The organism is Vibrio sp. YT-15, assembly GCF_033337445.1.
Lineage (GTDB): Bacteria > Pseudomonadota > Gammaproteobacteria > Enterobacterales > Vibrionaceae > Vibrio > Vibrio alginolyticus.
Genome location: NZ_JAWOQR010000015.1, coordinates 74,392 through 96,752, shown reverse-complemented (window position 1 = coordinate 96,752; position 22,361 = coordinate 74,392). Strand labels below are relative to the sequence as shown.

The window sequence follows — 22,361 nt, the reverse complement described above, 5'->3', positions numbered from 1 at the left end:
GATTTTCCTATGGTCAACTTACGTCCCGTACTGTTTGTTATCGGGCTGGTTTTATCCAAACTGGCCCTGTTTATGTACGTGCCGACTTTGGTCGCTTTCTTTACCGGTACGGGGGGATTCCTCGATTTCGCCCAAGCCGTTATGATCACGCACCTTGCCGCCTTCATCTGCCTAACGATAGGTCGAACCGCCAAGTTCAAACTCAGCGTACGCGATATGTTCCTCATCACCAGTTTGGTTTGGACCATCGCGAGTGCGTTTGCCGCCTTGCCATTTGTGTTTATCAACCACATCAGCTTCACCGACGCCTACTTCGAAACGATGTCGGGTATCACCACGACGGGCTCAACGGTGCTCAGTGGCCTAGACAACATGGCGCCGAGCATCTTGCTATGGCGCTCTATTTTACAGTGGCTTGGTGGCATTGGTTTTATCGTGATGGCGGTAGCAGTGTTACCTATGCTGAATGTCGGTGGTATGAAGCTATTCCAAACCGAATCATCAGATTGGTCGGATAAAAGTAGTCCAAGAGCGAAAACGGTCGCCAAAAACATCGTAGTGGTTTATTTGATGCTAACGGGCCTATGTATTTTGGGCTACTTGATCACCGGCATGAACCTGTTCGAAGCAATCAACCATGCCTTTACTACGCTATCGACGGGTGGATACTCTACATCTGATGGGTCAATGAACCACTTCTCTAATGGCGCACATTGGGTGGCCACTACCTTTATGTTCTTAGGTGGTTTGCCGTTTTTGCTCTTTATCGCCGCATTACGTAAACGCCGTATTGATGTGTTGGTTAACGACGCTCAAGTTAGAGGATTTGCGTACCTGTTCGTATTCTCAAGCTTAGTGATTTCAGCTTGGCTAGTGATTCGAGATGGGTACACCATTTTGGATGCCCTGCGAGTGTCGATGTTTAATATTGTCTCTGTCGTCACCACAACTGGCTTTGGCTTAGAAGACTTCACCGCATGGGGCGCATTACCCACAACTCTTTTCGCATTCTTAATGATGGCGGGAGCATGCTCAGGATCAACGTCTGGCGGGATCAAAATCTTCCGCTTCCAAATTGCGATGACGCTGCTAAACAAACAAATGATGAAGTTGATTCACCCTTCAGGGGTGTTTGTACAGCGTTATAACCAGCGACCGGTGAATGATGATATTGTTCGCTCAGTGGTGGCATTTGGCTTGATGTTTTTTATCACCATTATCTTTATCGCGGGTTGTTTAAGTGCACTTGGCCTCGACCCTGTGACCAGTATTTCTGGCTCAATCACCGCCGTTGCCAATGTTGGCCCTGGTATGGGCAGTGTGATTGGCCCGACAGGCAACTTCGCGCCTCTGCCCGATACTGCCAAATGGCTCTTAAGCTTTGGGATGTTAATGGGCCGCTTGGAAATTCTGACTATTCTTGTACTGTTCTTTCCTGCGTTTTGGCGCCGCTAAGCAGACTCTAATTAAAAGGTATAACAATGAAAACATGGATTACTCTGGCGACCCTACTTGCCGCCTCATCCACATACGCCGCCGAGGTCATCACTTTAGCCGATGGTCGAGAAGTGAAGTTGAACGATGACTTTACCTGGGAATACGTCATGAAAAAACCGGCGCAGCAAGCGACGGAGACACAAACAACAGCAAGCGTAGTTGAAACAATCGCAGCTCCTGCGATTGCGACAATTCCAGTGGTAACGAAAACCGTTGGCACGACCGTGGTGGTAAACGCCAAAAAGCCAACCATGCAGCTATCAGATTCAGGTGTGGATGTATTGATTGGTTCAGCAAGCTATCAAAGCGGTGAGCTTATTTTGCCTACATCAATCACTAACCAAAGCTCTCAATCTGTCATTCAAGTGGAAGTTGAGGTGCAAGTGTTTGATATGTCTGGTCAGCAACTGGCAAAAGAAAACGTGACTGTTTGGCAATCCATCAAGCGCATGGCGGATACCTACCTGAGACCACAGCAAGCGGAACAAGGTAAGAGCATTAAATTGGCTGTACCGCAATCACAGCAATACCAGTTTTCTGCCAAAGTGCTAGAGGTAAAAACTCGCTAATACGTGTTTAATATTCTTTGTTGAGCCTATCGGCTAGATAGGCTCAACAAAGTAATAAATCGCAAAGAAATGGCACACGCAGCCAGCCAAAACAAAGCCGTGCCAGATCGCATGGTTAAAGGGAATACGCTTCGCAACGTAGAAAATCACCCCCAGTGAATACACAATTCCACCAGCGGCAAGCAGTGTAAGTCCGCCGACATCCAAGTTAATAGCTAATTGATAAATCACAATCAACGATAACCATCCCATCACCAAATACGTCATCAAAGAAAGCTTTTTAAATCGATAGACGAACGCAACTTTCATGATGATGCCGATCAACGCAATGCTCCAAATAACGATCATCAACCCAAATGCTAGAGGTGTTCTTAAGCTGACTAACAAGAAAGGGGTATAGCTGCCTGCTATCAAAAGATAAATAGCACAATGGTCGAAGGTTTTTAGCCAACGTTTCGCTTTGGGATGAGGGATCGCATGATAGAGCGTCGAGGCCAAAAATAGCACGATAATACTCGCACCATAAATCGCCATACTGGTAAGCGTTAAAGTGTCAGCTTGATGGTCTATGGCTTTAACTAACAGCAGTATCAAGCCAACAATACCAAAAATCATCCCTATACCGTGGGTGATGGTATTGGCCAGTTCTTCACGTTGACTGTATTGAGGTTTCTGCAGCTCGGACATCAATGCGCCTATACTAGAGTTTGAAATTTGCTCTAGTATGGCACATTAGGCTTACACGTGTAAGCTTAAATTAAGACTCATGAACGGCAGTAGTTTGATCGAGATAATTGAGTACCAGTTCGCCAACTTGATCTGGCTTAGTCGTGGCAGGAATGGTCAGCTCTCGCTTGAGTTTGCCACTACCCAGTAAGCTCGCGAGCATGCCACCTTGCCCCTTGCGTGTGCGGTCAACTTCAAACCACAACTTGAGCTCTTGCTCACTGCGGTGGGCAACAAATTCTAATTCGCGCCACACGCCGTGGTAAGGTCCGTCGGTTGGCACCAGTTCAAACTCTTGCACAAATGGTAGATCGAATCCTTTCACTTCCTCGCATTCCACCTGGCGAATTCGTAAACCTTGCGCTTCAAATGCAGATAGTACCGCATCCATCAGTGGATCAGGTCGGACGGTGAGGATGTCTTTATCAGTCGGATCCAAAGCAGCAGCAACGTCTAAGCCAGTTTCTAACCATACTTTGGCATCACCAATGGTGACAGGCGTGTTCCAAGGCACATCGAGCTTAACATCGAAGGTACGCTCTTCGCCGGAATGGATGGTAAATGCGTAAGGGAGACTCCACTTAGCAAGCACATGAGTTTGAGGTACTCGGCGCATGCTGTGTCCTTCTCGCGCACCACGGTCATCAGGGGCTTCTGCGATGTAGCGGCAACAGAGTTTTAAATCAATGTTGTCGATCGCTTGTTCAGTCGCACCACCATATACATGGATCGACACATCCACACTTTGACCTGGGTATAGCACGTCTTGGTTTAAGATTGAGTCTACCTTCGCGCTCCCAATCCCAAAACTGGCAAGTGTCTTCTTCAAAAATGACATAGGCACCTCCTTCATCGAGATCTCATACTACTACTGCTGATCGTGGGATCAAACAAAAATTGCCTCGAACATCGCGACAAAATGACAAAATCTAAACAATTCAATTGCTCAACTATCGACCAATTATTACAAGGATGCTAATCTTACACTTGATATGCATGCATATCGGTATTCCTGACTCATTAACTGGATTGGCGAGAGCCAGAAGAGTGATTCTTCAATCTTGTTGGAGCCTAGCTCATAATGATTCAGGCCATTACATCGGCAATGGATATGCCTGACAGTTAGGTAAATTAATGCGCCCAACAACAGTCAGGTTCGCACACACTAATACTAGTGCAATGCGCCGCCGCAGTGGCTTTACTACTGCACCAAAGGCAAAGCAAGTTGCGCCAGCAATGACATTGGTTGAGAAGACAGCAATGATGTCGAGTGTTCCGGCCAAAGTTATCAAAGCAGCTTAATCAAAAGCGCGGCGCCAGCTGCGCTTTTTTCTTTGCACGCGACTCATAAAGCTTCAAAGACTTAGAACAAACTACAGTGAAAGAGATAGTTTTTCCTATTTGGTCTTCGCAAAGCAATTTGGTACCTTTACTGCTAATTACACCTATAAATTCTGTGGAGAAAGAAATGAAGTGTCATCGCATTGAAGAGCTGCTTGAGCTACTAGAGCCTGAATGGCATAAAGATCAAGAGCTGAACCTCTTGCAGTTCATCGTTAAGCTGGCAAAAGAAGCAGGCTACAAAGGAAAGCTAGAAGATCTGACCGACGATGTACTGATCTACCACCTTAAAATGCGTAATAGCAGCAAAGATGAAATGATCCCTGGACTCAAAAAAGACCAAGAGGACGATTTTAAAACGGCGATCCTACGCGCTCGTGGCATCATCAAATAACCAGCTCAACAGCCAGTATTCTTTAAGCGACTCTCTCTGTGAGTCGCTTTTTTATAACCAAAGTTTTTAGTCCCACAATTGGTTATAACTGTTCAGCCAATTATCAGGTTAACTGTACTGATTTTTGTTGTTAAACATTGACTGCGTTAAAGAAACGGAATTGTTATTGATTGTATAATCGCCGTTCATCAGTATTTACTAAAATAATTATGTTCGGTCATCTTTATGACGGAACGAGCAGCAATGTCATCGAGCGACATCAATAGAAATGACGCCGTACATTATAAAAGCCTAAGAAGGATGAGTGCATGAGTCAGGACAAGATCGATATCAAAGATGTGACTCCTAAAACCTATAATCCCAAAACCCATAAAGGAAACGGGGATCGGTTTAACCCAAGTAATCGCATCTATGTACGCGAAAGCAAAGGGACTTACCAGAAACTACGTCGTTACGGTGGTTGGTTCTTACTACTTCTCTTCGCTTTGATACCGTGGATTCCTTACGGTGAACGTCAAGCGATCTTACTTGATATTGGCAACCAGCAGTTCAACTTTTTCGGTACCACCCTGTACCCACAAGATCTTACCCTACTCGCCTTGCTGTTTGTGATCGCGGCGTTTGGGTTGTTCTTTATTACCACCTTCTTAGGTCGGGTTTGGTGTGGCTATCTCTGCCCACAAACCGTCTGGACCTTCATGTATATCTGGTTTGAAGAGAAGCTCGAAGGTAGTGCCAATAAACGCCGTAAACAAGACTCCAATAAGCTGACGGCGAATTTAGCGATGCGTAAAGCCGTCAAACATATAGCTTGGTTTGCCATTGCACTCGCCACTGGTTTTACTTTTGTTGGCTACTTCGTACCAATGAAGCAATTGGTTATCGACTTTTTCACCTTTAACGCCAACTTCTGGCCCGTCTTTTGGGTAATGTTCTTTGCCATTTGTACTTATGGTAATGCTGGTTGGATGCGTTCCATCATGTGTATTCACATGTGTCCTTACGCGCGCTTCCAGTCTGCCATGTTTGATAAAGACACCTTCATCGTTGGCTACGATGCAAAACGTGGGGAAAAACGTGGCCCACGTCCGCGTAAAGCCGATCCAAAGCAGCTTGGTTTGGGTGATTGTATTGATTGTGATTTGTGTGTGCAGGTGTGCCCAACAGGTATCGATATTCGTGACGGCTTGCAGTATGAATGTATCAACTGTGGCGCCTGTATTGATGCGTGTGACAACACCATGGATCGCATGGGCTACGAGAAAGGCCTAATTAGTTACACCACCGAACATCGCTTATCGGGTAAGAGTACCAAAGTCATGCGTCCGAAGCTGCTAGGCTATGGTGCCGTACTACTCGTCATGGTCGGTCTTTTCTTTGCCCAAATTGCAGCGGTAGACCCAGCCGGCATGAGTGTTATTCGCGACCGTAACCAACTGTTCCGCGTTAATAGCTCGGGAGAAGTAGAAAACACCTACACCCTCAAAGTGATCAACAAAACTCAGCAAGTGCAAGAGTACTCGTTGGATGTTGAAGGGCTATCCGATGTAAGCTGGTATGGTAAGCAGACAATTCAGGTCCAGCCAGGTGAGGTATTAAACCTGCCAATGAGTCTTGGTGCCGATCCTGACAAGCTAAACTCTGCGATTACGACAATTCAGTTTATACTCACCGATAAGAGCAACGAATTCACCATTGAAGTAGAAAGCCGTTTTATTAAAAAACTATAGTGCTACTTCAGTGACTAACGGAAAAAGGCTCAGTAATGAGCCTTTTTGTTTATATGTCCCAAAGTATGTTTAACTTTGACGCCCTTACCCCAGACTTTATGTGGTACGCGTTAGAAAGCATCGGCGTTCGCGCAGAATCAGGCTTTCTTCCCCTCAATAGCTACGAAAACCGTGTTTATCAATTTACTGACGAAGAGCGTCGTCGTTATGTCGTCAAGTTTTACCGTCCTGAACGTTGGAGCAATGAACAGATCCAAGAGGAGCACGACTTTACTTTAGAGCTGATTGGCAATGAGATACCCGTCGCACCACCTGTGCGCATCAACGGTGAAACCCTGCATCACTATCAAGGCTATGCTTTTGCGCTGTTTGATAGCGTGGGTGGTCGCCAATACGAGGTTGACAATTTAGATCAGCTCGAAGGTGTAGGGCGTTTCCTTGGCCGCATCCATAAAGTCGGCAGCCGCCAAGCGTTCCAACATCGCCCTACGATCGGCTTACAAGAATACCTGTATCAACCAAGAGAGATTCTGCAAAACGCCAATATGATTCCAATGCACTTGGAGAACAGCTTCTTCAATGACTTGGATATGCTGATCAAATCAATTGAAAGCCACTGGCAAGAAGGCTTCAATATGATTCGTTTGCATGGCGATTGCCACCCAGGCAATATTTTGTGGCGAGATGGCCCTATGTTTGTTGATTTGGATGACGCTCGTAACGGCCCTGCAGTACAAGACTTATGGATGCTATTGAACGGTGAACGCCAAGACAAACTGATGCAGTTGGATATTGTTTTAGAGGCTTACCAAGAGTTTTGCGACTTTAATCCTGCAGAATTGAAACTAATCGAGCCACTTCGCGGTCTACGAATGGTGCACTATATGGCATGGCTAGCAAAACGTTGGCATGACCCTGCATTTCCTCTCGCTTTTCCATGGTTTAATGAGCCAAAATACTGGGAAGGTCAGGTCCTTGCATTTAAAGAGCAGATCGCCGCTTTAGAAGAAGCACCGCTGTCTTTAATGCCTCAGTGGTAAGTCAGGCCAAAAATTCAAAAATGGAGATATTTCGATGAAAAAACTGTTCGCACTGTTTTCTATGCTGATGTTAAGCCTGTCGGCACATGCAGCGCAATTCAAAGAAGGTGAACATTACAAAGTATTGGATCTTGAGGCATCAAAAAAACCTCTTGTGACGGAGTTTTTCTCTTTCTACTGCCCGCACTGTAATAGCTTTGAACCTGTTATCCAGCAACTGAAAAAGCAGTTACCAGAAGGTACTAAGCTATTAAAAAACCACGTTTCTTTCATGGGTGGCAACATGGGCCCATCAATGAGCAAAGCCTACGCAACGATGGTTGCATTAAAAGTGGAAGACAAAATGGTGCCAGTGATGTTTAACCGCATCCACAATCTAAAGAAAGCACCACGTAATGATGAAGAACTTCGTCAAATCTTCCTTGATGAAGGTGTAGATGCGAAAAAATTCGATTCTGCATTCAAAGGCTTCGCGGTTGATTCAATGGTTCGCCGTATGGACAAGCAATTTGAAAACAGCGGTCTAACCGGCGTTCCTGCGGTTATCGTTAACAACAAATACCTAGTTCAAGCACAAAGCATCAAAACGATGGATGAGTACTTCTCTCTGGTGAACTACTTGCTGACACTAAAATAAGCACATCGATATCAATCAAAAGGGGAGCACGTCGCTCCCCTTTTGTTTACTTGTAAATCTCTTGTAGTAACCGATCTTTTTCTTGCCACACATCACTCAGCCATTGTTGAAATTGCCGCTTATAGGGCTTATCGTTGAAGTAATCACCAAGCACTCTTTCATCAACGGGTAACACATTTACACGCACAACCACCTTGCTCATGCGGCCCATCAATAAATCCTTGAACGGTTTATGCGTATTTTCTGGGTACGCCAACGTAACGTCGATAATGCTCTCGAACTGTTCCCCCATCGCCGCTAACGTGTACGCAATCCCGCCCGATTTTGGTTGCAGCAAATATTGATAGTTTGCTTTACTCTTACGCTGCTTTTCTTCGGTAAATCGGGTTCCTTCGACATAGTTAACCACTGTGGTTGGAGTGTGTTTGAATTTAGCGCACGAGCGACGTGTCGTTTCTAAATCTTGACCTCGCTTATGAGGATTGCGGATCAGATACTCTCGCGAATAGCGACGCATAAATGGCATGTCGAGCGCCCAACACGCCATCCCGATGAAAGGCACATACAGCAGTTGTTGCTTGAGGAAAAACTTCGGCATGGGAATACGGTCTTTAAACACGCAGCAAAGCACAACAATATCTGTCCAACTGAGATGATTACTGATCAGCAGATACCACCCGTCTTTTTTAAGCGCTTCACCGCCCTGAACATCCCACTCAACACGGTTAGATACCGCCAGAATGCACGCATTAACGGTAGCCCATAACCACATCACCTTATTGGCACAAACGGTCGCTATCGCTTTTAGCTTTACGCCAGGAAGCAATATTTTAAATACTGCGATAACACAAATTGCGAGTGAACAAACCGCAGAATTGAGAATCACAAAAGAAGCGTTAAAAAAAAATAACAAATATGCCAACATGATAGTCAAACAACAGTGATAATGTGTGAAGAATAAAACAGCGTGTAATTATACTGCGCCTTTGCCACATTGGAACATGCGTGGAAATGGTCAGATTTGTTACCGCAACCAATATGTGCACCACTCATTCGACAACAAGGAGATAACGAATGAAACCAAGGCTACTTCTCTTGCCTTTGGCCTTTGTCGTCAGTTCTGCTCAGGCTCAACTCGCTGAAACCGCAGGTTTTGGCGGTGAAATTTCGCTGAATGCCGGATTCATATCATCAGAATCCAATTTCAATACAGAAAATAGTAACACCATCGATTCTCTCGATAAGCGTGCCGATAGTGACAGTTCCGTTATCGCTGCACCGCTAGGGAGTGTGACATACACCTTTGGTAGCCGACTCAACCACCAAGTTTACGCCGGTACCACACGCTCAGATGTCGCGGTAGGTACACTCGCTTTTCAGTTGGGCTATCAACACGAGCTACAATCTGGCACCGTGCTCGATGTTTCCTATCTGCCGACGGTACTCAAAGGCGAAACTTGGCGCAACCCTTATCAAGTAGGAACCGCACGTAAAGAGACGGATGTTGACGGCAATGCGTATCGCTTTCAGATCAAAGGGTTGATTGATAAGAACTTCAACCTTGATCTTGCTTATGCTGATAAAGACATCGAGCAGGAGGAAGTGACAGACCGCTCACTTGCTCGCGATGCTAACCTTTACTATGTCAAAGGCGACTATCGCATTCCACTCAACCAAACATCTATGTTGCAACCCGCTTTCACCTACATCAATCAAGATGCCGACGGTAAGGCGGAGTCATTTGATTCGTACGGATTTGACATTAGCTGGTTTAAATTTATCAACCGTCATCGATTGGCCCTCACCGCGGGTTATGCATGGAAAGACTATCAAGCAGCTAGCCAAACTTTTGCTAAAACACGAAATGACGACACCATCAGCCTATTTGCGGCCTACGAATATCAAAACGTATTTGACTGGCAAGACTGGTCGTTCATTTCTTTAGCCGGCTATAGCCAAACTGACTCGAATATCACGTTTTATGAGGAGAAAGAGTACCTATTGTCGCTTGGTCTCAACTACACCTTCTAACGTCCTTCATCGCAACAAGGTGCTTACAACACTTGTTGCGATGACACTTTGCTGTCTATACCGCTTGCGCCGTAAGCTGTTTCAGCAAACGGTCCATCGCTCGATACCCAAGCGCCTCGGCCAAGTGCGTTCGTTCAATTTGCTCCGCCCCATCCAGATCGGCGATTGTTCGCGCCACTTTGATAATACGATGATATGCACGAATCGAGAGCCCTAAACGATGCAAAGCGGTTTCAAGAAACTCAGCATCACTCTTATGCAAGGGACAAAACGCCTCAATTTCTCGACTACCTAGCAGTGCATTGACCTTACCACTGCGGTTTAGCATATTGTTACGCGCATGGCTCACACGCGCTTTTACGATAGCAGTCGGCTCACCGCGATCACCACCTTCTGCTAATGTCCCTTTGGGCAAAGCTGGGATTTCTAAAGACATATCAAAGCGATCTAACAGTGGTCCAGATAATCGACCAAGGTAGCGCAAAATAGCTTGTGGATTGGTGCGCGCTTGATTGCCTTCGTAATATCCTGTCGGGCTTGGGTTCAAGGCTCCGACTAATTGGAAACGAGCCGGAAAGCGTGTTTTACCTTGCGCTCGAGAGATAATGATCTCTCCAGATTCGAGCGGTTCGCGTAACGAGTCCAGAACTTTACGATCAAATTCGGGCATTTCATCGAGAAACAATAACCCGTTGTGGGCTAAAGAGATCTCCCCTGGTCTGGGTACCGAACCACCGCCGACTAATGCCGCCATTGAACTTGAATGATGCGGCGAACGAAACGGACGCGACTTCCAGTTATGCTCATTAATTTCACTCTGAGTCAACGATGCCACCGAAGCGGTTTCCATTGCTTCTTCGTCACTCATTTCCGGTAATAAGTCACACAAACGCGAAGCCAACATCGTTTTTCCAGTACCTGGCGGGCCAAGGAAAAGTAAGTTGTGGTTTCCAGCGGCAGCAATCTCCAGTGCTCGCTTACCTTGTTGTTGGCCAATAATATCTTGTAAGTCTCGACCATGTTTTTCGATCGTTTTTCGCTTAGGCGTTTGAAAAAGATTCAGTCGATGTTGACCACAAAGCTCGGCACATACTTCCAGTAATGATTGGGCCGATTTATGTTGTTCCTTCCCCACCAGCGCCGCCTGATCGCCATTCACATGTGGGACGACCAAATGACGTTGAATCTTACTGGCTTCCAGCGCAGCAGGCAGCACACCTTTTACAGGTCTCAGACCACCAGATAACGCTAACTCACCAACAAATTCGTAGTTTTTGAGCTTATCTGTCGCGATTTGCTCCGAAGCGGCCAAAATTCCCAATGCAATAGGAAGATCAAAACGCCCTCCCTCCTTGGGTAGATCTGCCGGAGCCAAGTTCACGGTGATCCGCTTAGCAGGAAATTGAAAGTTAGAATTAATGATCGCACTGCGTACGCGATCTTTGGACTCTTTTACCGTTGTCTCTGGCAAGCCTACTAAGGTAAACCCTGGCATGCCGTTGCTGATATGAACTTCTACACTAACCGATGGCGCTTGCACCCCGACGCTTGCTCGACTATGAATGATTGCCAGCCCCATACGTTCCTCAATTTTTTGAACACTCTGTAAACAAATGTTTTATCTAGTTGGTTATGTTATATACCGCGTCCCAATTGAGAGTTAATGTGAAAAAAGAATGACTTTTTGCTTGTCATGCAGCGGAATTGTGTGATACCACTAATGACGCAAACAATTTCGTAGAACATTACACAACATTTTTTAACGAAAAAAGAACGACAGACAGATGAACCTTTTCGCTCATATCAACGCACTGCTAGCCCTGATTATCGTGGTCATTATTGGCACCGCGCGGGGTATTGTGGGCGAAAGGTAACCACAAATTACAAAAAACCCCCGCACTGAAAAGTCCGGGGGTTTTTTTACAACTACAAGTTGTCATCTGTCTAACCCTCGGACAGTTTAACGGGAAGAATGGGAGTGCACATGAAGTGCAATAAATATGGCAATCGCTACGAGCCACAACGTAGCAAAGGAGGTTTACGATGACTGGTGCACAACTTGTCGTAGCCGCTTTAAGACAGCAAGGCATCGAAACCGTTTTTGGCTACCCCGGCGGGGCCATCATGCCAATCTATGATGCTTTGTATGACGGTGGGGTGGAACACATCCTATGCCGTCACGAGCAAGGGGCCGCTATGGCAGCTATCGGGATGGCTCGTTCCACTCAAGACGTTGCTGTGTGCATGGCAACTTCTGGCCCAGGAGCCACTAACCTTGTTACCGGCCTTGCCGACGCTTTCCTTGACTCCGTACCTCTAGTTGCCATCACAGGCCAGGTTGCTAGCTCTCATATCGGTACCGATGCATTCCAAGAAATGGATGTGATCGGAATGTCCCTAGCCTGTACTAAGCACAGCTATCTCGTGACCGAAATTGAAGATCTAGCTCCGACACTTGCCGAAGCCTTTGAGGTCGCAAAAACCGGTCGTCCGGGTCCTGTCATTGTCGATATCGCCAAAGACGTTCAACTCGCTCAAGCACCTACAGACCTTCTTCCTCCATACATAGCACCAGCAATCGAAGATGTCAGCGCTGAAGATATCAAACGTGCGCAAGATGTGCTGGCAGCATCTACTCGCCCAGTGTTGTATGTTGGTGGTGGCGTGCAACTTGCGAAAGCAACCGATGCAGTACGCGAATTTCTTCGCTTAAACCCAATGCCTGCAGTTAGCACATTAAAAGGCCTCGGTACCATTGAACGCCATGATCCCCACTATCTTGGTATGTTGGGTATGCATGGCACCAAAGCCGCCAACCTAGTGGTTCAAGAAGCCGATCTATTGATCGTGGTTGGCGCGCGTTTTGATGACCGTGTGACGGGTAAGCTCGATACGTTTGCACCAAATGCGAAAGTGATTCACATCGACATTGATGCTGCGGAGATTCATAAACTGCGCCACGCCAACGCACCATTACGTGGCGACATCAACACCATTCTTCCTCAGCTAGAGCTGACTCAAGATATCTCACCGTGGGTTCATCACAGTGAAAGTCTGCGCAGCGGCTTTAAGTGGCGTTACGACCACCCAGGCGAGTTAATCTACGCACCGCTATTGCTTAAACAACTGTCTGACATGATGCCAGATAGCTCAATTGTCTCGACCGACGTCGGTCAGCATCAGATGTGGGCAGCGCAACATATCCAGCCACGCGAACCACAAAATTTTATCACTTCTGCTGGCCTTGGCACCATGGGCTTTGGCTTGCCAGCAGCGATGGGCGCTGCAGTCGCACGTCCTGATGATCAGTCTATCCTTATTACAGGTGACGGTTCATTTATGATGAACGTTCAGGAATTGGGCACGCTGAAGCGTCGGCAGATTCCAGTGAAGATTGTCCTTCTTAATAACCAACGTCTTGGCATGGTTCGCCAATGGCAGTCATTGTTCTTTGACGGTCGCCACAGTGAAACCATTCTTGATGACAACCCAGATTTCGTGATGTTAGCAAAAGCATTCGATATCCCGGGCAAAACCATCACCAAGAAAGAAGAAGTCGAACCTGCTCTCAAAGAGATGCTAGCGAGTGAAACTTCTTACATGCTTCACGTTTTGATTGATGAAGAAGAAAACGTGTGGCCATTGGTGCCACCTGGCGCATCAAACAGTGATATGTTGGAAAATACATAGGAGACAATCGCATGGACAGATATTTACTCGACATCAAAGCCGATGACAAACCGGTACTGTTGGAGCGCGTTCTACGTGTGATTCGTCACCGAGGTTTCGTGATCAAACAAGTCGCTGCTACGCAAAACCACGAAAGCAAAGTAGCCAGCGTCGAGATCATCGTCGACAGCGATCGACCAATCTCGTTTTTGATCAATCAAATAGAGAAGTTGTGGGACGTTCGTAAGGTTGAGGTGCTAAAAATCCGCAACGATGAACTGCCAAATCACAACTTACAACAACACGTAAGTGCATAAGGAAGGCAACAAATGGCAACGAAAACTGCAGATTTCATTTGGTTTAATGGTGAGATGGTTCCATGGGCAGAGGCGAACGTTCACGTTCTGACTCACGCAATGCACTATGGTACATCCGTGTTTGAAGGCGTGCGCTGTTACAACACACCAAAAGGCCCAATTGTCTTCCGTCACCGTGAGCATGCACAACGTCTAAAAGATTCTGCCAAGATTTACCGCTTTCCGATCCCTTTTTCTGTAGAAGAAATCATGGAAGCGACCCGCGAAACACTGCGCCAAAACAAACTCGACAGCGCTTACATTCGTCCATTGGGTTTTGTCGGTAATGTTGGCTTAGGCGTATGTCCACCAGTTGGCACTGAGATGGATCTAATCATTGCAGCATTTCCTTGGGGCTCTTACTTAGGCGAAGAAGCGCTAGAAAAAGGTGTCGATGCGATGATTTCAAGCTGGAACCGCGCTGCGCCAAACACCATCCCAACTGCGGCTAAAGCAGGCGGTAACTACCTATCTTCACTACTGGTTGGTGGTGAAGCGCGTCGTCACGGTTACGACGAAGGTATTGCGCTAAGCGTAGATGGTTACCTATCGGAAGGGGCTGGTGAAAACATCTTCGTTATCAAAGATGGCGTAATCACCACACCACCAGCAACTAGCGCGATTCTACCGGGCATCACTCGTGACTCGATCATGACAATTGCACGCGATAAAGGCTACAAAGTACGTGAGGCGAACATTGCTCGTGAAGCCCTTTACCTTGCCGATGAAGTCTTCATGACAGGTACTGCGGCTGAGATTGTACCAGTGGCAACCATCGACAAGATTGAAGTGGGCACTGGTAAGCGCGGCCCTATCACTAAAGAACTACAAGCAGCCTACTTTGGCCTATTTGACGGCACCACGGAAGATAAGTGGGGCTGGTTAGACTATGTGTACCCAGAACAGAAGTAAGAAGGATTAGGAAATGCCAAAATATAGATCAGCTACCACCACACATGGTCGTAACATGGCGGGTGCACGAGCACTGTGGCGTGCAACGGGTGTGAAAGAAGAAGACTTCGGTAAACCAATCATCGCCGTTGTAAACTCGTTTACTCAATTTGTTCCGGGTCACGTACACCTGAAAGACATGGGCCAGCTTGTAGCGCGTGAAATCGAAAAAGCCGGCGGCATCGCAAAAGAATTCAACACCATCGCGGTTGATGATGGTATCGCAATGGGTCACGGCGGCATGCTGTACTCACTGCCTTCACGCGAACTGATCGCAGACTCTGTGGAGTACATGGTAAACGCGCACTGTGCCGATGCCATGGTATGTATCTCTAACTGTGACAAAATCACTCCGGGAATGTTGATGGCATCTATGCGTCTCAACATCCCGGTTATCTTTGTTTCTGGTGGTCCAATGGAAGCGGGTAAAACCAAGCTTTCTGATCAGATCATCAAACTAGACCTTGTAGATGCGATGATCCAAGGCGCGGATCCAAAAGTGTCTGATGAGCAAAGCGAGCAGATCGAACGTAGCGCATGTCCAACGTGTGGATCGTGTTCAGGCATGTTCACTGCAAACTCAATGAACTGTCTAACGGAAGCACTGGGGCTTTCTCAACCAGGTAACGGTTCTATGCTGGCAACGCACGCTGACCGTGAACAACTGTTCCTTAATGCAGGTCGTCGCATCGTTGAACTGACTCGTCGTTACTACGAGCAAGATGACGAATCAGCACTGCCTCGCAACATCGCTACGTTTGATGCCTTCGAAAACGCAATGGCACTGGATATTGCAATGGGTGGCTCGACCAACACCATTTTGCACCTACTGGCTGCAGCGCAAGAAGGCGAAGTCGATTTTGATATGGAAGATATCGATCGCCTATCTCGCCAAGTACCACACCTATGTAAAGTGGCACCATCTACCCAGAAATATCACATGGAAGACGTGCACCGCGCTGGTGGCGTAATGGCTATCCTTGGTGAGCTAGACCGAGCAGGTCTACTGCACAATGATGCGCGCACCGTACTTGGCCTTTCGATGAAAGAGCAGCTAGCAAAATACGACATCATCCAAACTGAAGACGAAGAAGTACTTAAGTTCTACCGCGCAGGCCCTGCGGGTATTCGTACCACTCAAGCGTTCTCACAAGACTGCCGCTGGGATCGCCTTGATGACGACCGAGCAGAAGGTTGTATTCGTACTATCGATCATGCCTTTAGCCAAGAAGGTGGCCTAGCCGTTCTATCAGGCAACATCGCATTAGATGGTTGTATCGTTAAGACAGCTGGTGTTGATGAGAGCATCCATAAGTTCACTGGTCCAGCCGTAGTTTTCGAAAGCCAAGAAGACGCCGTAGAAGGCATCTTGGGTGGCAAAGTAAAAGCAGGCGACGTGGTTGTTATCCGTTACGAAGGCCCTAAAGGTGGTCCGGGCATGCAAGAAATGCTTTACCCAACCACTTATCTAAAATCGATGGGCCTTGGCAAAGAGTGTGCACTTCTGACTGACGGCCGTTTCTCTGGCGGCACATCAGGTCTTTCTATCGGCCACGCCTCTCCTGAAGCAGCAAACGGCGGTGCAATTGGCCTGGTAAAAGAAGGCGATATAATCGCAATTGATATTCCAAACCGTTCAATTTCACTCCAAGTGTCTGAACAAGAACTTGCTGAGCGCCGTGCAAAACAAGACGAACTAGGCTGGAAACCAGTTGACCGCCAACGTGAAGTTTCATTTGCACTCAAAGCGTACGCGAGTATGGCAACCAGTGCTGACAAGGGTGCAGTACGAGACAAGTCGAAGCTAGAGGGCTAGCAATGATGGAAGCTCAACCCGAAAAACAAGTGAACCAAACTGGCGCAGATTATCTGCGCCAAATCCTTCGCGCACCTGTTTATGAAGTAGCAACAGTGACGCCACTGCAAGAAATGCCTCGTTTATCTGCACGTATCGGGAATAACGTGCAGATCAAGCGTGAAGATCGCCAACCCGTACACTCGTTCAAATTGCGCGGTGCATACAACATGGTGGCGAGTTTATCTGAAGCACAAAAAGCCGCTGGTGTCATTGCAGCATCGGCAGGTAACCACGCTCAAGGCATGGCGCTCTCTGGTACTAAGCTAGGCATCAAAACCACCATCGTGATGCCTAAAACCACACCAGACATCAAAGTCGATGCGGTACGTGGCTTCGGTGGCAATGTAGTGCTGCACGGCAGCAACTTTGATGAGGCAAAAGCGGAAGCGGAACGCCTTTCTGATCTGCATGGGTACACATTTGTCCCTCCTTTCGATCACCCACTGGTGATTGCAGGTCAAGGCACCATCGGCATGGAAATGCTGCAGCAAAATGGTCACCTTGATTACATTTTCGTCCCTGTCGGTGGTGGCGGTTTGGCTGCGGGTGTTGCGGTACTTGTGAAGCAGCTCATGCCAGAAATCAAAGTGATTGCAGTTGAGCCAGAAGATTCGTCATGCCTCAAAGCTGCTTTGGATGCTGGTGAGCCAGTAGTACTAGACCAAGTCAGCATGTTTGCCGATGGCGTCGCTGTAAAACGCATTGGCGAAGAGACTTTCCGTCTATGCCAAAAGTACATTGATGGCCATATTGCCGTCTCTAGCGATGAAATCTGCGCAGCAGTAAAAGACATCTTTGAAGACACCCGTGCGATTGCAGAGCCTTCTGGCGCGCTTGCTCTGGCGGGTTTGAAGAAGTTTGCTGAGCAAAACAAACTGCAAGGTAAGAATTTAGGTACTGTGCTGTCTGGTGCCAACACTAACTTCCATGGCTTACGTTATGTTTCTGAGCGTTGCGAGCTTGGTGAGAAACGTGAAGGTTTGCTTGCCGTCACCATTCCTGAGCGTCAAGGTGCCTTCTTTGAGTTCTGTAACCTCATTGGCGGCCGCGCCGTAACGGAGTTTAACTACCGCTACAACGATGACGCATTGGCAAATATCTTTGTCGGTGTGCGTTTGCAAGGCGGTCAGGAAGAGCTAGAACATATCATTCACGACTTACGTGATGGTGGCTACCCAGTGGTTGATTTGTCTGATGATGAAATGGCGAAGCTGCACGTGCGCTACATGATTGGTGGTAAGCCGTCTAAGCCGCTTAAAGAGCGCCTCTACAGCTTTGAATTCCCAGAATATCCGGGAGCGCTACTCAAGTTCTTAAGCACACTCGGTACTCATTGGAATATCAGCTTGTTCAACTACCGTAACCACGGCGCTGACTACGGACGTGTTTTATGTGGTTTCGAGTTAGATGAAAGCGATTTAGCTCAGTTTTCTGCACATTTACGTGAACTTGGCTATCAATGCAAAGACGAGACAGACAACCCATCGTATAAGTTTTTCTTGTCATAAAACGCCACATTTTAAACATATCAATGAAAACACCTCGCTAATGCGAGGTGTTTTTTATGACTGTAACCAATCTTTATGTAGCTGATTAGGCGACCCAAGATAGTCCACCATCCACTGGATCAATTTATGATTATCATCTTTGCGCCATACTAAGCAGCAGTGACTGAGCGGTTTATCATCCGGCATGACCTTCTCCACCAGCACACCATCATTGATTAAGGGTGTTGCAATATGACGTGGCATGTAACCCACGCCCACCCCATTTTTTAAACATTCAATCGCACTATACCAATTGGGCAATAATAATCGGCGCTGTTGCGGATAATGGCCAGTATGGCGTTTTGGCAGCACGTTCGAAGTATCATCAAGACAGATCGCCGGAAATTGACTCACAAACGCTTCAGTAAGCACTTGTTGTCGAACGCAAGGATGAGCGGGTGACATTACAAATGCCCAATCTAATACGCCCATATCTTTGACTTCAAAATCTCCCCCAACGGGAACCGCAGATGTCGCGCCAACGACAATGTCGGCTCGACCTTGTGCTATGGCTTCCCAAGAACCATTGAAGACCTCCATATTGATCTGCAATTCAGCAAATTCAAACTCGCGATAGAAATCTTCCACCAAAGGTTTGAGTTTTTCTAACTTCACCACGTTATCTAAGGTCAGCTTTAACGTGCTTTTCCATCCTTGAGCCGCTCGCCGCGTTTGTGCTTTCACCTCTTCCATTTGACGCAGCAAAGAGCGCGCCTCGGCCATAAAAAGTTCACCCGCTGGAGTTAGCTCGACTTTCCTTGGTAAACGTCGAAACAGCACCACATCTAAATCTTGCTCGACCTGCCTTACTCCATAGCTGATGGCTGAGGGGACTTTATGCAATACCTCAGCCGCAGCGGTGAAACTGCCTAAACGGGCAACCGTATCCAGCATTTCCAAAGACGCTTTAGAGAACATGATTTAACCTTTCAAAAAATTTGATTGATAACCAACAATTTTAGCGTTTTATTTTCTCAAAATCGAAAAATAGAATAATAAGGTAAATAAATCAGGGTTGGCGCCAACTGATGTTGATTAAAAAATGATTAAATAATTTGACTGGTTGAATCATGAAAATCTCAAAACTACAGCTCATTTATCTGGCAGCATTATCGATGCTTGGCTTCGTTGCTACCGATATGTATCTGCCAGCATTCAAAGCGATGGAAATCGACTTTGCAACAGGCCCTGAGCAAATTGCGCTCTCTTTAACGGTATTCCTCGTTGGTATGGCGATTGGCCAGCTAATGTGGGGATTGGCATCCGATAAATTTGGCCATCGTAATACACTCGCAGCCGGGTTGGTGCTATTTACTATCGCGTCATTCGGTTTGGCTTTCTGTGATCAAGTATGGCAACTACTCACACTGCGCTTTATCCAAGCTATCGGTGTGTGTGCACCAGCCGTGATCTGGCAGGCTATGGTCATTAAACGCTACTCAAGCAGTAGCCAACAAATTTTTGCGACAATCATGCCACTCGTCGCGCTATCACCAGCACTAGCACCTCAATTAGGGGTAGTGTTGGCAGATAACTTCGGCTGGCACAGTATCTTTATTACGCTAACACTGGTTGGTGTCTTTTTGGTCTTTGCGACCATGGCACAAAAAGACGAGAAAGCAGAAATCAAACAAACCAGTATGTCTGCCGACATCAAAGCGCTGCTGAGTTCTAAAAAATACCTTGGCAACGTGTTTATGTTTGCGACGGCTTCAGCTGCATTCTTTGCTTACCTAACTGGGATGCCAGAAATCATGGCGCAACTGGGCTACGAAGCAAAAGATATTGGTTTGAGCTTTATCCCACAAACCATCGCGTTTATGGCTGGTGGCTACTTAGGTAAAGTAGGCGTTCGAAAATTTGGTGATGAAAAGGTTCTGCGCCAACTGATTGGCCTATTTAGTGTCGCGGCATTAATGATTTTCATTGCTTCACAGTGGGATCTGTCATCGATTTGGCCTATTCTTGCGCCATTCTGTTTGATTGCCGTTGCTAACGGCGCGCTGTACCCAATCGTGGTAAACCGTGCACTGGCCAGCGCACAACAGAGCCCTGCAACAGCAGCAGGTCTGCAAAACAGCCTGCAAATCTGTGTAAGTAGCTTATCAAGTGCATTGGTAGCCGCAATGGCAAGCCAAGCTCAGATGGTTACTGGCATCGCAATCATCATCTGTATGGGTGGGCTGTGGATGGGATACATTCTGTCGAATCGCGAATTATCCAAGCACTTTACGACTCCTGACAACGCCCGAGTCGTGAGTGAAGACGAACTTTAATCGTTCAAATAATAAAAAGAGCCGCGCAATGCGGCTCTTTCTGTTTATAAGCTTTTCAACCCCCACTTCTTGGCAGTCTGCTTAAAAAAGCCTTGAGTCTTTTTCAACTCAACCCAGTGATTGATGTAATTAATCCATACTTGATCGTCTTGCGGCAACAGCATAGCAATTGGGGTTGGTTTACGCGGTGCGGTCACTGGCACTATCGCCAACTGTTTAAACTTGTCCACCAACGTCGCTGCTTCCACATTGGACGTCACCGATACATCGGCCCTGCGAGCTAGTAGTTCTTGGAAGTCGCGCGCTGGCGCTTCAATAACAATATGCTGAGCAGACGGGAAGAACTCTTTCACCATTTTTTCTTGTACCGTACCTAACGTCGCTGCGACTTTTACTTCTGGTTTATTAAAATCCGCCCAATCAGAAAATTTGGCGAGATCTTTCTTTTGCACCACAGGTACAAAGGCAAGGTAGAAATACGGCTGGCTGTATCCAGCTACTTTCGCGCGCGACATGTTCAGAGATGCGCTGCCAGTAATATCGTATTTGTTGGCGGTAATGCCATTAACTAGCGTCTTCCAATCCGTGGGCACATACTCCACTTTTACACCGAGATCTTTAGCAAGTTCTGTTGTTACATCGATATCGAAGCCACGATAACTGTTTGTCGCGGGGTCTTTCATCGTCATCGGATTCCAATCTCCCGTCGTTCCAACTCGGAGTACGCCATTGTCTAAAATGGATTGAAGACGGCTTTCAGCGTGAGCGACTTGAGTCGCAGCAAGCAAACACATTCCTAGCACTAGTAAAATCTTTCTCATTTTTATTCCCTTAAAAATAATGACCTTATACGGTTTAATAATTAACCTTTATTAGAGCTCTACTGATAACATAGCAGTAACAAAGGAAGTTTTTTAGTTAATTCAGGGAGTAAATGTGACGTTTCGAACTCTATGGCTGTTTTCACTGCTATTACTCACTGGTTGTTCTGATTATCAATGGGGCTGGTATGTACTTGACCCTTCGACGGATCAAGGGCTCACCAATCTAAAGTTTTTAATCGCTGGGTTTAATGACACCATTCAGGTATCACTCCTCAGTATGTTATTTGCGATGAGCTTGGGCCTGATCGTTGCCTTACCCGCTCTGTCGGACTCTGCCTCTCTGAAGTGGATAAACCGTATTTATGTCGAGGTGATCCGTTCAGTGCCAGTTTTAGTCTTACTACTTTGGGTGTATTACGGCATGCCTACACTATTGGATGTCTCACTCAATCACTTTTGGGCGGGTGTTATTGCACTGACTATCGCTGAGAGTGCGTTTATGGCGGAAGTGTTTCGCGGTGGGATACAAGCTATCAGCCGTGGCCAACATGAAGCGGCTGAATCTTTGGGCTTAAGCTATTGGCAAAAGATGCGCTTGGTAATTCTTCCCCAAGCATTTCGGCAAATTCTCCCACCACTGGGCAATCAATTTGTCTACATCCTCAAGATGAGTTCTTTAGTCAGCGTGATTGGTTTAAGCGATCTCACTCGCCGTGCTAATGAGCTGGTGGTGAATGAGTACTTACCCTTAGAGATTTATACCTTCCTCGTTTTGGAGTACTTGTTACTCATCCTATTTGTATCTCAAGCCGTTCGTTGGCTCGAAAAACGTATTGCCATTCCTAGCTACTAGCGATGAAGCCTTAGCTAGAAACAACAAAGCCGCTCTTGTTGAGCGGCTTTGACAATATAGAG

Annotated in this window: 21 protein-coding genes; 15 read left to right on the top strand and 6 right to left on the bottom strand. The window is 46.8% G+C overall.

Going from position 1 to position 22,361, the window contains the following annotated elements; genetic code table 11:
* Window positions 1-9: 9 nt before the first annotated feature.
* Window positions 10-1,455, top strand: coding sequence for a TrkH family potassium uptake protein (locus R7D93_RS21210; protein WP_225497085.1), 1,446 nt, complete (start codon window positions 10-12; stop codon window positions 1,453-1,455).
* A gap of 26 nt (window positions 1,456-1,481) precedes the next feature.
* Complete coding sequence (locus R7D93_RS21205; protein WP_005379050.1) at window positions 1,482-2,066, top strand: DUF3157 family protein; 585 nt, start codon at window positions 1,482-1,484, stop codon at window positions 2,064-2,066.
* A gap of 33 nt (window positions 2,067-2,099) precedes the next feature.
* Here the strand turns inward: R7D93_RS21205 and trhA are convergent, their stop codons facing one another.
* Together trhA and R7D93_RS21195 are read right to left on the bottom strand one after the other, a co-directional pair.
* The gene (trhA, locus tag R7D93_RS21200) at window positions 2,100-2,753 is read right to left on the bottom strand and encodes a PAQR family membrane homeostasis protein TrhA (RefSeq protein ID WP_005379047.1); all 654 of its coding nucleotides are present in this window, start codon (window positions 2,751-2,753) and stop codon (window positions 2,100-2,102) included.
* Window positions 2,754-2,823: 70 nt separating this feature from the next.
* Window positions 2,824-3,630 carry a sporulation protein gene (locus tag R7D93_RS21195; RefSeq protein ID WP_005379045.1) on the bottom strand — a complete coding sequence of 269 codons (807 nt, stop codon included), beginning with the start codon at window positions 3,628-3,630 and terminating at the stop codon, window positions 2,824-2,826.
* Window positions 3,631-3,926: 296 nt separating this feature from the next.
* Here R7D93_RS21195 and R7D93_RS21190 point away from each other — a divergent pair, with 296 nt between their 5' ends.
* The 5 genes from R7D93_RS21190 (at window position 3,927) to R7D93_RS21170 (ending at window position 7,934) form a co-directional block, all read left to right on the top strand.
* On the top strand, window positions 3,927-4,094 hold the full coding sequence (locus tag R7D93_RS21190; RefSeq protein ID WP_005379043.1) for a hypothetical protein: 168 nt from the start codon (window positions 3,927-3,929) through the stop codon (window positions 4,092-4,094).
* Between the two features lie 166 nt (window positions 4,095-4,260).
* Window positions 4,261-4,527 (top strand): YihD family protein, encoded by a 267-nt coding sequence (locus tag R7D93_RS21185; protein WP_005379040.1) that lies wholly within the window; start codon window positions 4,261-4,263, stop codon window positions 4,525-4,527.
* A gap of 308 nt (window positions 4,528-4,835) precedes the next feature.
* Window positions 4,836-6,257, top strand: a complete 1,422-nt coding sequence (gene ccoG, locus R7D93_RS21180; protein WP_005379038.1) for a cytochrome c oxidase accessory protein CcoG — start codon at window positions 4,836-4,838, stop codon at window positions 6,255-6,257.
* A 53-nt stretch (window positions 6,258-6,310) separates the two neighbouring features.
* The gene (locus tag R7D93_RS21175) at window positions 6,311-7,297 is read left to right on the top strand and encodes a serine/threonine protein kinase (RefSeq protein WP_005379037.1); all 987 of its coding nucleotides are present in this window, start codon (window positions 6,311-6,313) and stop codon (window positions 7,295-7,297) included.
* Between the two features lie 34 nt (window positions 7,298-7,331).
* On the top strand, window positions 7,332-7,934 hold the full coding sequence (locus tag R7D93_RS21170; protein WP_005379036.1) for a thiol:disulfide interchange protein DsbA/DsbL: 603 nt from the start codon (window positions 7,332-7,334) through the stop codon (window positions 7,932-7,934).
* Between the two features lie 46 nt (window positions 7,935-7,980).
* On the opposite strand, the gene R7D93_RS21165 is transcribed toward R7D93_RS21170, so the two are convergent.
* On the bottom strand, window positions 7,981-8,859 hold the full coding sequence (locus R7D93_RS21165; protein ID WP_017821568.1) for an acyltransferase: 879 nt from the start codon (window positions 8,857-8,859) through the stop codon (window positions 7,981-7,983).
* A 149-nt stretch (window positions 8,860-9,008) separates the two neighbouring features.
* Between R7D93_RS21165 and R7D93_RS21160 the strand changes: the two genes are divergently transcribed.
* Entirely contained in the window at window positions 9,009-9,965 is a 957-nt protein-coding gene (locus R7D93_RS21160; protein ID WP_005379034.1) for a DUF2860 domain-containing protein, read from the top strand.
* A gap of 55 nt (window positions 9,966-10,020) precedes the next feature.
* Here R7D93_RS21160 and R7D93_RS21155 read toward each other — a convergent pair whose 3' ends face one another.
* Window positions 10,021-11,544, bottom strand: a complete 1,524-nt coding sequence (locus R7D93_RS21155; RefSeq protein WP_005383862.1) for a YifB family Mg chelatase-like AAA ATPase — start codon at window positions 11,542-11,544, stop codon at window positions 10,021-10,023.
* A gap of 464 nt (window positions 11,545-12,008) precedes the next feature.
* Between R7D93_RS21155 and ilvG the strand changes: the two genes are divergently transcribed.
* Genes ilvG through ilvA form a run of 5 tightly spaced genes read left to right on the top strand, consistent with a single transcriptional unit; the run spans window position 12,009 to window position 18,307 of the window.
* On the top strand, window positions 12,009-13,655 hold the full coding sequence (gene ilvG, locus R7D93_RS21150) for an acetolactate synthase 2 catalytic subunit (RefSeq protein ID WP_005378960.1): 1,647 nt from the start codon (window positions 12,009-12,011) through the stop codon (window positions 13,653-13,655).
* 11 nt (window positions 13,656-13,666) lie between these two features.
* Complete coding sequence (gene ilvM, locus R7D93_RS21145) at window positions 13,667-13,951, top strand: acetolactate synthase 2 small subunit (protein WP_005378958.1); 285 nt, start codon at window positions 13,667-13,669, stop codon at window positions 13,949-13,951.
* 12 nt (window positions 13,952-13,963) lie between these two features.
* Window positions 13,964-14,902, top strand: a complete 939-nt coding sequence (gene ilvE, locus R7D93_RS21140; protein ID WP_025768922.1) for a branched-chain-amino-acid transaminase — start codon at window positions 13,964-13,966, stop codon at window positions 14,900-14,902.
* 13 nt (window positions 14,903-14,915) lie between these two features.
* Window positions 14,916-16,757 carry a dihydroxy-acid dehydratase gene (gene ilvD / locus R7D93_RS21135; protein WP_132937262.1) on the top strand — a complete coding sequence of 614 codons (1,842 nt, stop codon included), beginning with the start codon at window positions 14,916-14,918 and terminating at the stop codon, window positions 16,755-16,757.
* A gap of 2 nt (window positions 16,758-16,759) precedes the next feature.
* Window positions 16,760-18,307: a threonine ammonia-lyase, biosynthetic gene (ilvA, locus tag R7D93_RS21130; protein WP_017635600.1), complete on the top strand. Its 1,548-nt coding sequence runs from the start codon at window positions 16,760-16,762 to the stop codon at window positions 18,305-18,307.
* Window positions 18,308-18,361: 54 nt separating this feature from the next.
* On the opposite strand, the gene punR is transcribed toward ilvA, so the two are convergent.
* Window positions 18,362-19,264, bottom strand: a complete 903-nt coding sequence (gene punR, locus R7D93_RS21125; RefSeq protein WP_005378948.1) for a DNA-binding transcriptional activator PunR — start codon at window positions 19,262-19,264, stop codon at window positions 18,362-18,364.
* A gap of 152 nt (window positions 19,265-19,416) precedes the next feature.
* On the opposite strand from punR, the gene punC reads away from it, so the two are divergent.
* Entirely contained in the window at window positions 19,417-20,622 is a 1,206-nt protein-coding gene (gene punC / locus R7D93_RS21120; protein WP_225497083.1) for a purine nucleoside transporter PunC, read from the top strand.
* Window positions 20,623-20,666: 44 nt separating this feature from the next.
* On the opposite strand, the gene R7D93_RS21115 is transcribed toward punC, so the two are convergent.
* On the bottom strand, window positions 20,667-21,443 hold the full coding sequence (locus R7D93_RS21115; protein ID WP_005378944.1) for a transporter substrate-binding domain-containing protein: 777 nt from the start codon (window positions 21,441-21,443) through the stop codon (window positions 20,667-20,669).
* A gap of 115 nt (window positions 21,444-21,558) precedes the next feature.
* Between R7D93_RS21115 and R7D93_RS21110 the strand changes: the two genes are divergently transcribed.
* Complete coding sequence (locus tag R7D93_RS21110; protein WP_005383852.1) at window positions 21,559-22,299, top strand: amino acid ABC transporter permease; 741 nt, start codon at window positions 21,559-21,561, stop codon at window positions 22,297-22,299.
* Window positions 22,300-22,361 lie beyond the last annotated feature (62 nt).

Bases quoted from the DNA above. Each gene is read 5' to 3' on its own strand.
- R7D93_RS21185 (WP_005379040.1), top strand. From the start codon at position 4,261: ATGAAGTGTCATCGCATTGAAGAGCTGCTTGAGCTACTAGAGCCTGAA.
- R7D93_RS21160 (WP_005379034.1), top strand. From the start codon at position 9,009: ATGAAACCAAGGCTACTTCTCTTGCCTTTGGCCTTTGTCGTCAGTTCT.
- R7D93_RS21190 (WP_005379043.1), top strand. From the start codon at position 3,927: ATGCGCCCAACAACAGTCAGGTTCGCACACACTAATACTAGTGCAATG.
- R7D93_RS21195 (WP_005379045.1), bottom strand. From the start codon at position 3,630: ATGTCATTTTTGAAGAAGACACTTGCCAGTTTTGGGATTGGGAGCGCG.
- ilvM (WP_005378958.1), top strand. From the start codon at position 13,667: ATGGACAGATATTTACTCGACATCAAAGCCGATGACAAACCGGTACTG.
- ccoG (WP_005379038.1), top strand. From the start codon at position 4,836: ATGAGTCAGGACAAGATCGATATCAAAGATGTGACTCCTAAAACCTAT.
- R7D93_RS21115 (WP_005378944.1), bottom strand. From the start codon at position 21,443: ATGAGAAAGATTTTACTAGTGCTAGGAATGTGTTTGCTTGCTGCGACT.
- punC (WP_225497083.1), top strand. From the start codon at position 19,417: ATGAAAATCTCAAAACTACAGCTCATTTATCTGGCAGCATTATCGATG.
- ilvE (WP_025768922.1), top strand. From the start codon at position 13,964: ATGGCAACGAAAACTGCAGATTTCATTTGGTTTAATGGTGAGATGGTT.
- ilvA (WP_017635600.1), top strand. From the start codon at position 16,760: ATGATGGAAGCTCAACCCGAAAAACAAGTGAACCAAACTGGCGCAGAT.
- R7D93_RS21155 (WP_005383862.1), bottom strand. From the start codon at position 11,544: ATGGGGCTGGCAATCATTCATAGTCGAGCAAGCGTCGGGGTGCAAGCG.
- R7D93_RS21170 (WP_005379036.1), top strand. From the start codon at position 7,332: ATGAAAAAACTGTTCGCACTGTTTTCTATGCTGATGTTAAGCCTGTCG.
- R7D93_RS21165 (WP_017821568.1), bottom strand. From the start codon at position 8,859: ATGTTGGCATATTTGTTATTTTTTTTTAACGCTTCTTTTGTGATTCTC.
- ilvG (WP_005378960.1), top strand. From the start codon at position 12,009: ATGACTGGTGCACAACTTGTCGTAGCCGCTTTAAGACAGCAAGGCATC.
- punR (WP_005378948.1), bottom strand. From the start codon at position 19,264: ATGTTCTCTAAAGCGTCTTTGGAAATGCTGGATACGGTTGCCCGTTTA.
- trhA (WP_005379047.1), bottom strand. From the start codon at position 2,753: ATGTCCGAGCTGCAGAAACCTCAATACAGTCAACGTGAAGAACTGGCC.
- R7D93_RS21205 (WP_005379050.1), top strand. From the start codon at position 1,482: ATGAAAACATGGATTACTCTGGCGACCCTACTTGCCGCCTCATCCACA.
- ilvD (WP_132937262.1), top strand. From the start codon at position 14,916: ATGCCAAAATATAGATCAGCTACCACCACACATGGTCGTAACATGGCG.
- R7D93_RS21175 (WP_005379037.1), top strand. From the start codon at position 6,311: ATGTCCCAAAGTATGTTTAACTTTGACGCCCTTACCCCAGACTTTATG.
- R7D93_RS21210 (WP_225497085.1), top strand. From the start codon at position 10: ATGGTCAACTTACGTCCCGTACTGTTTGTTATCGGGCTGGTTTTATCC.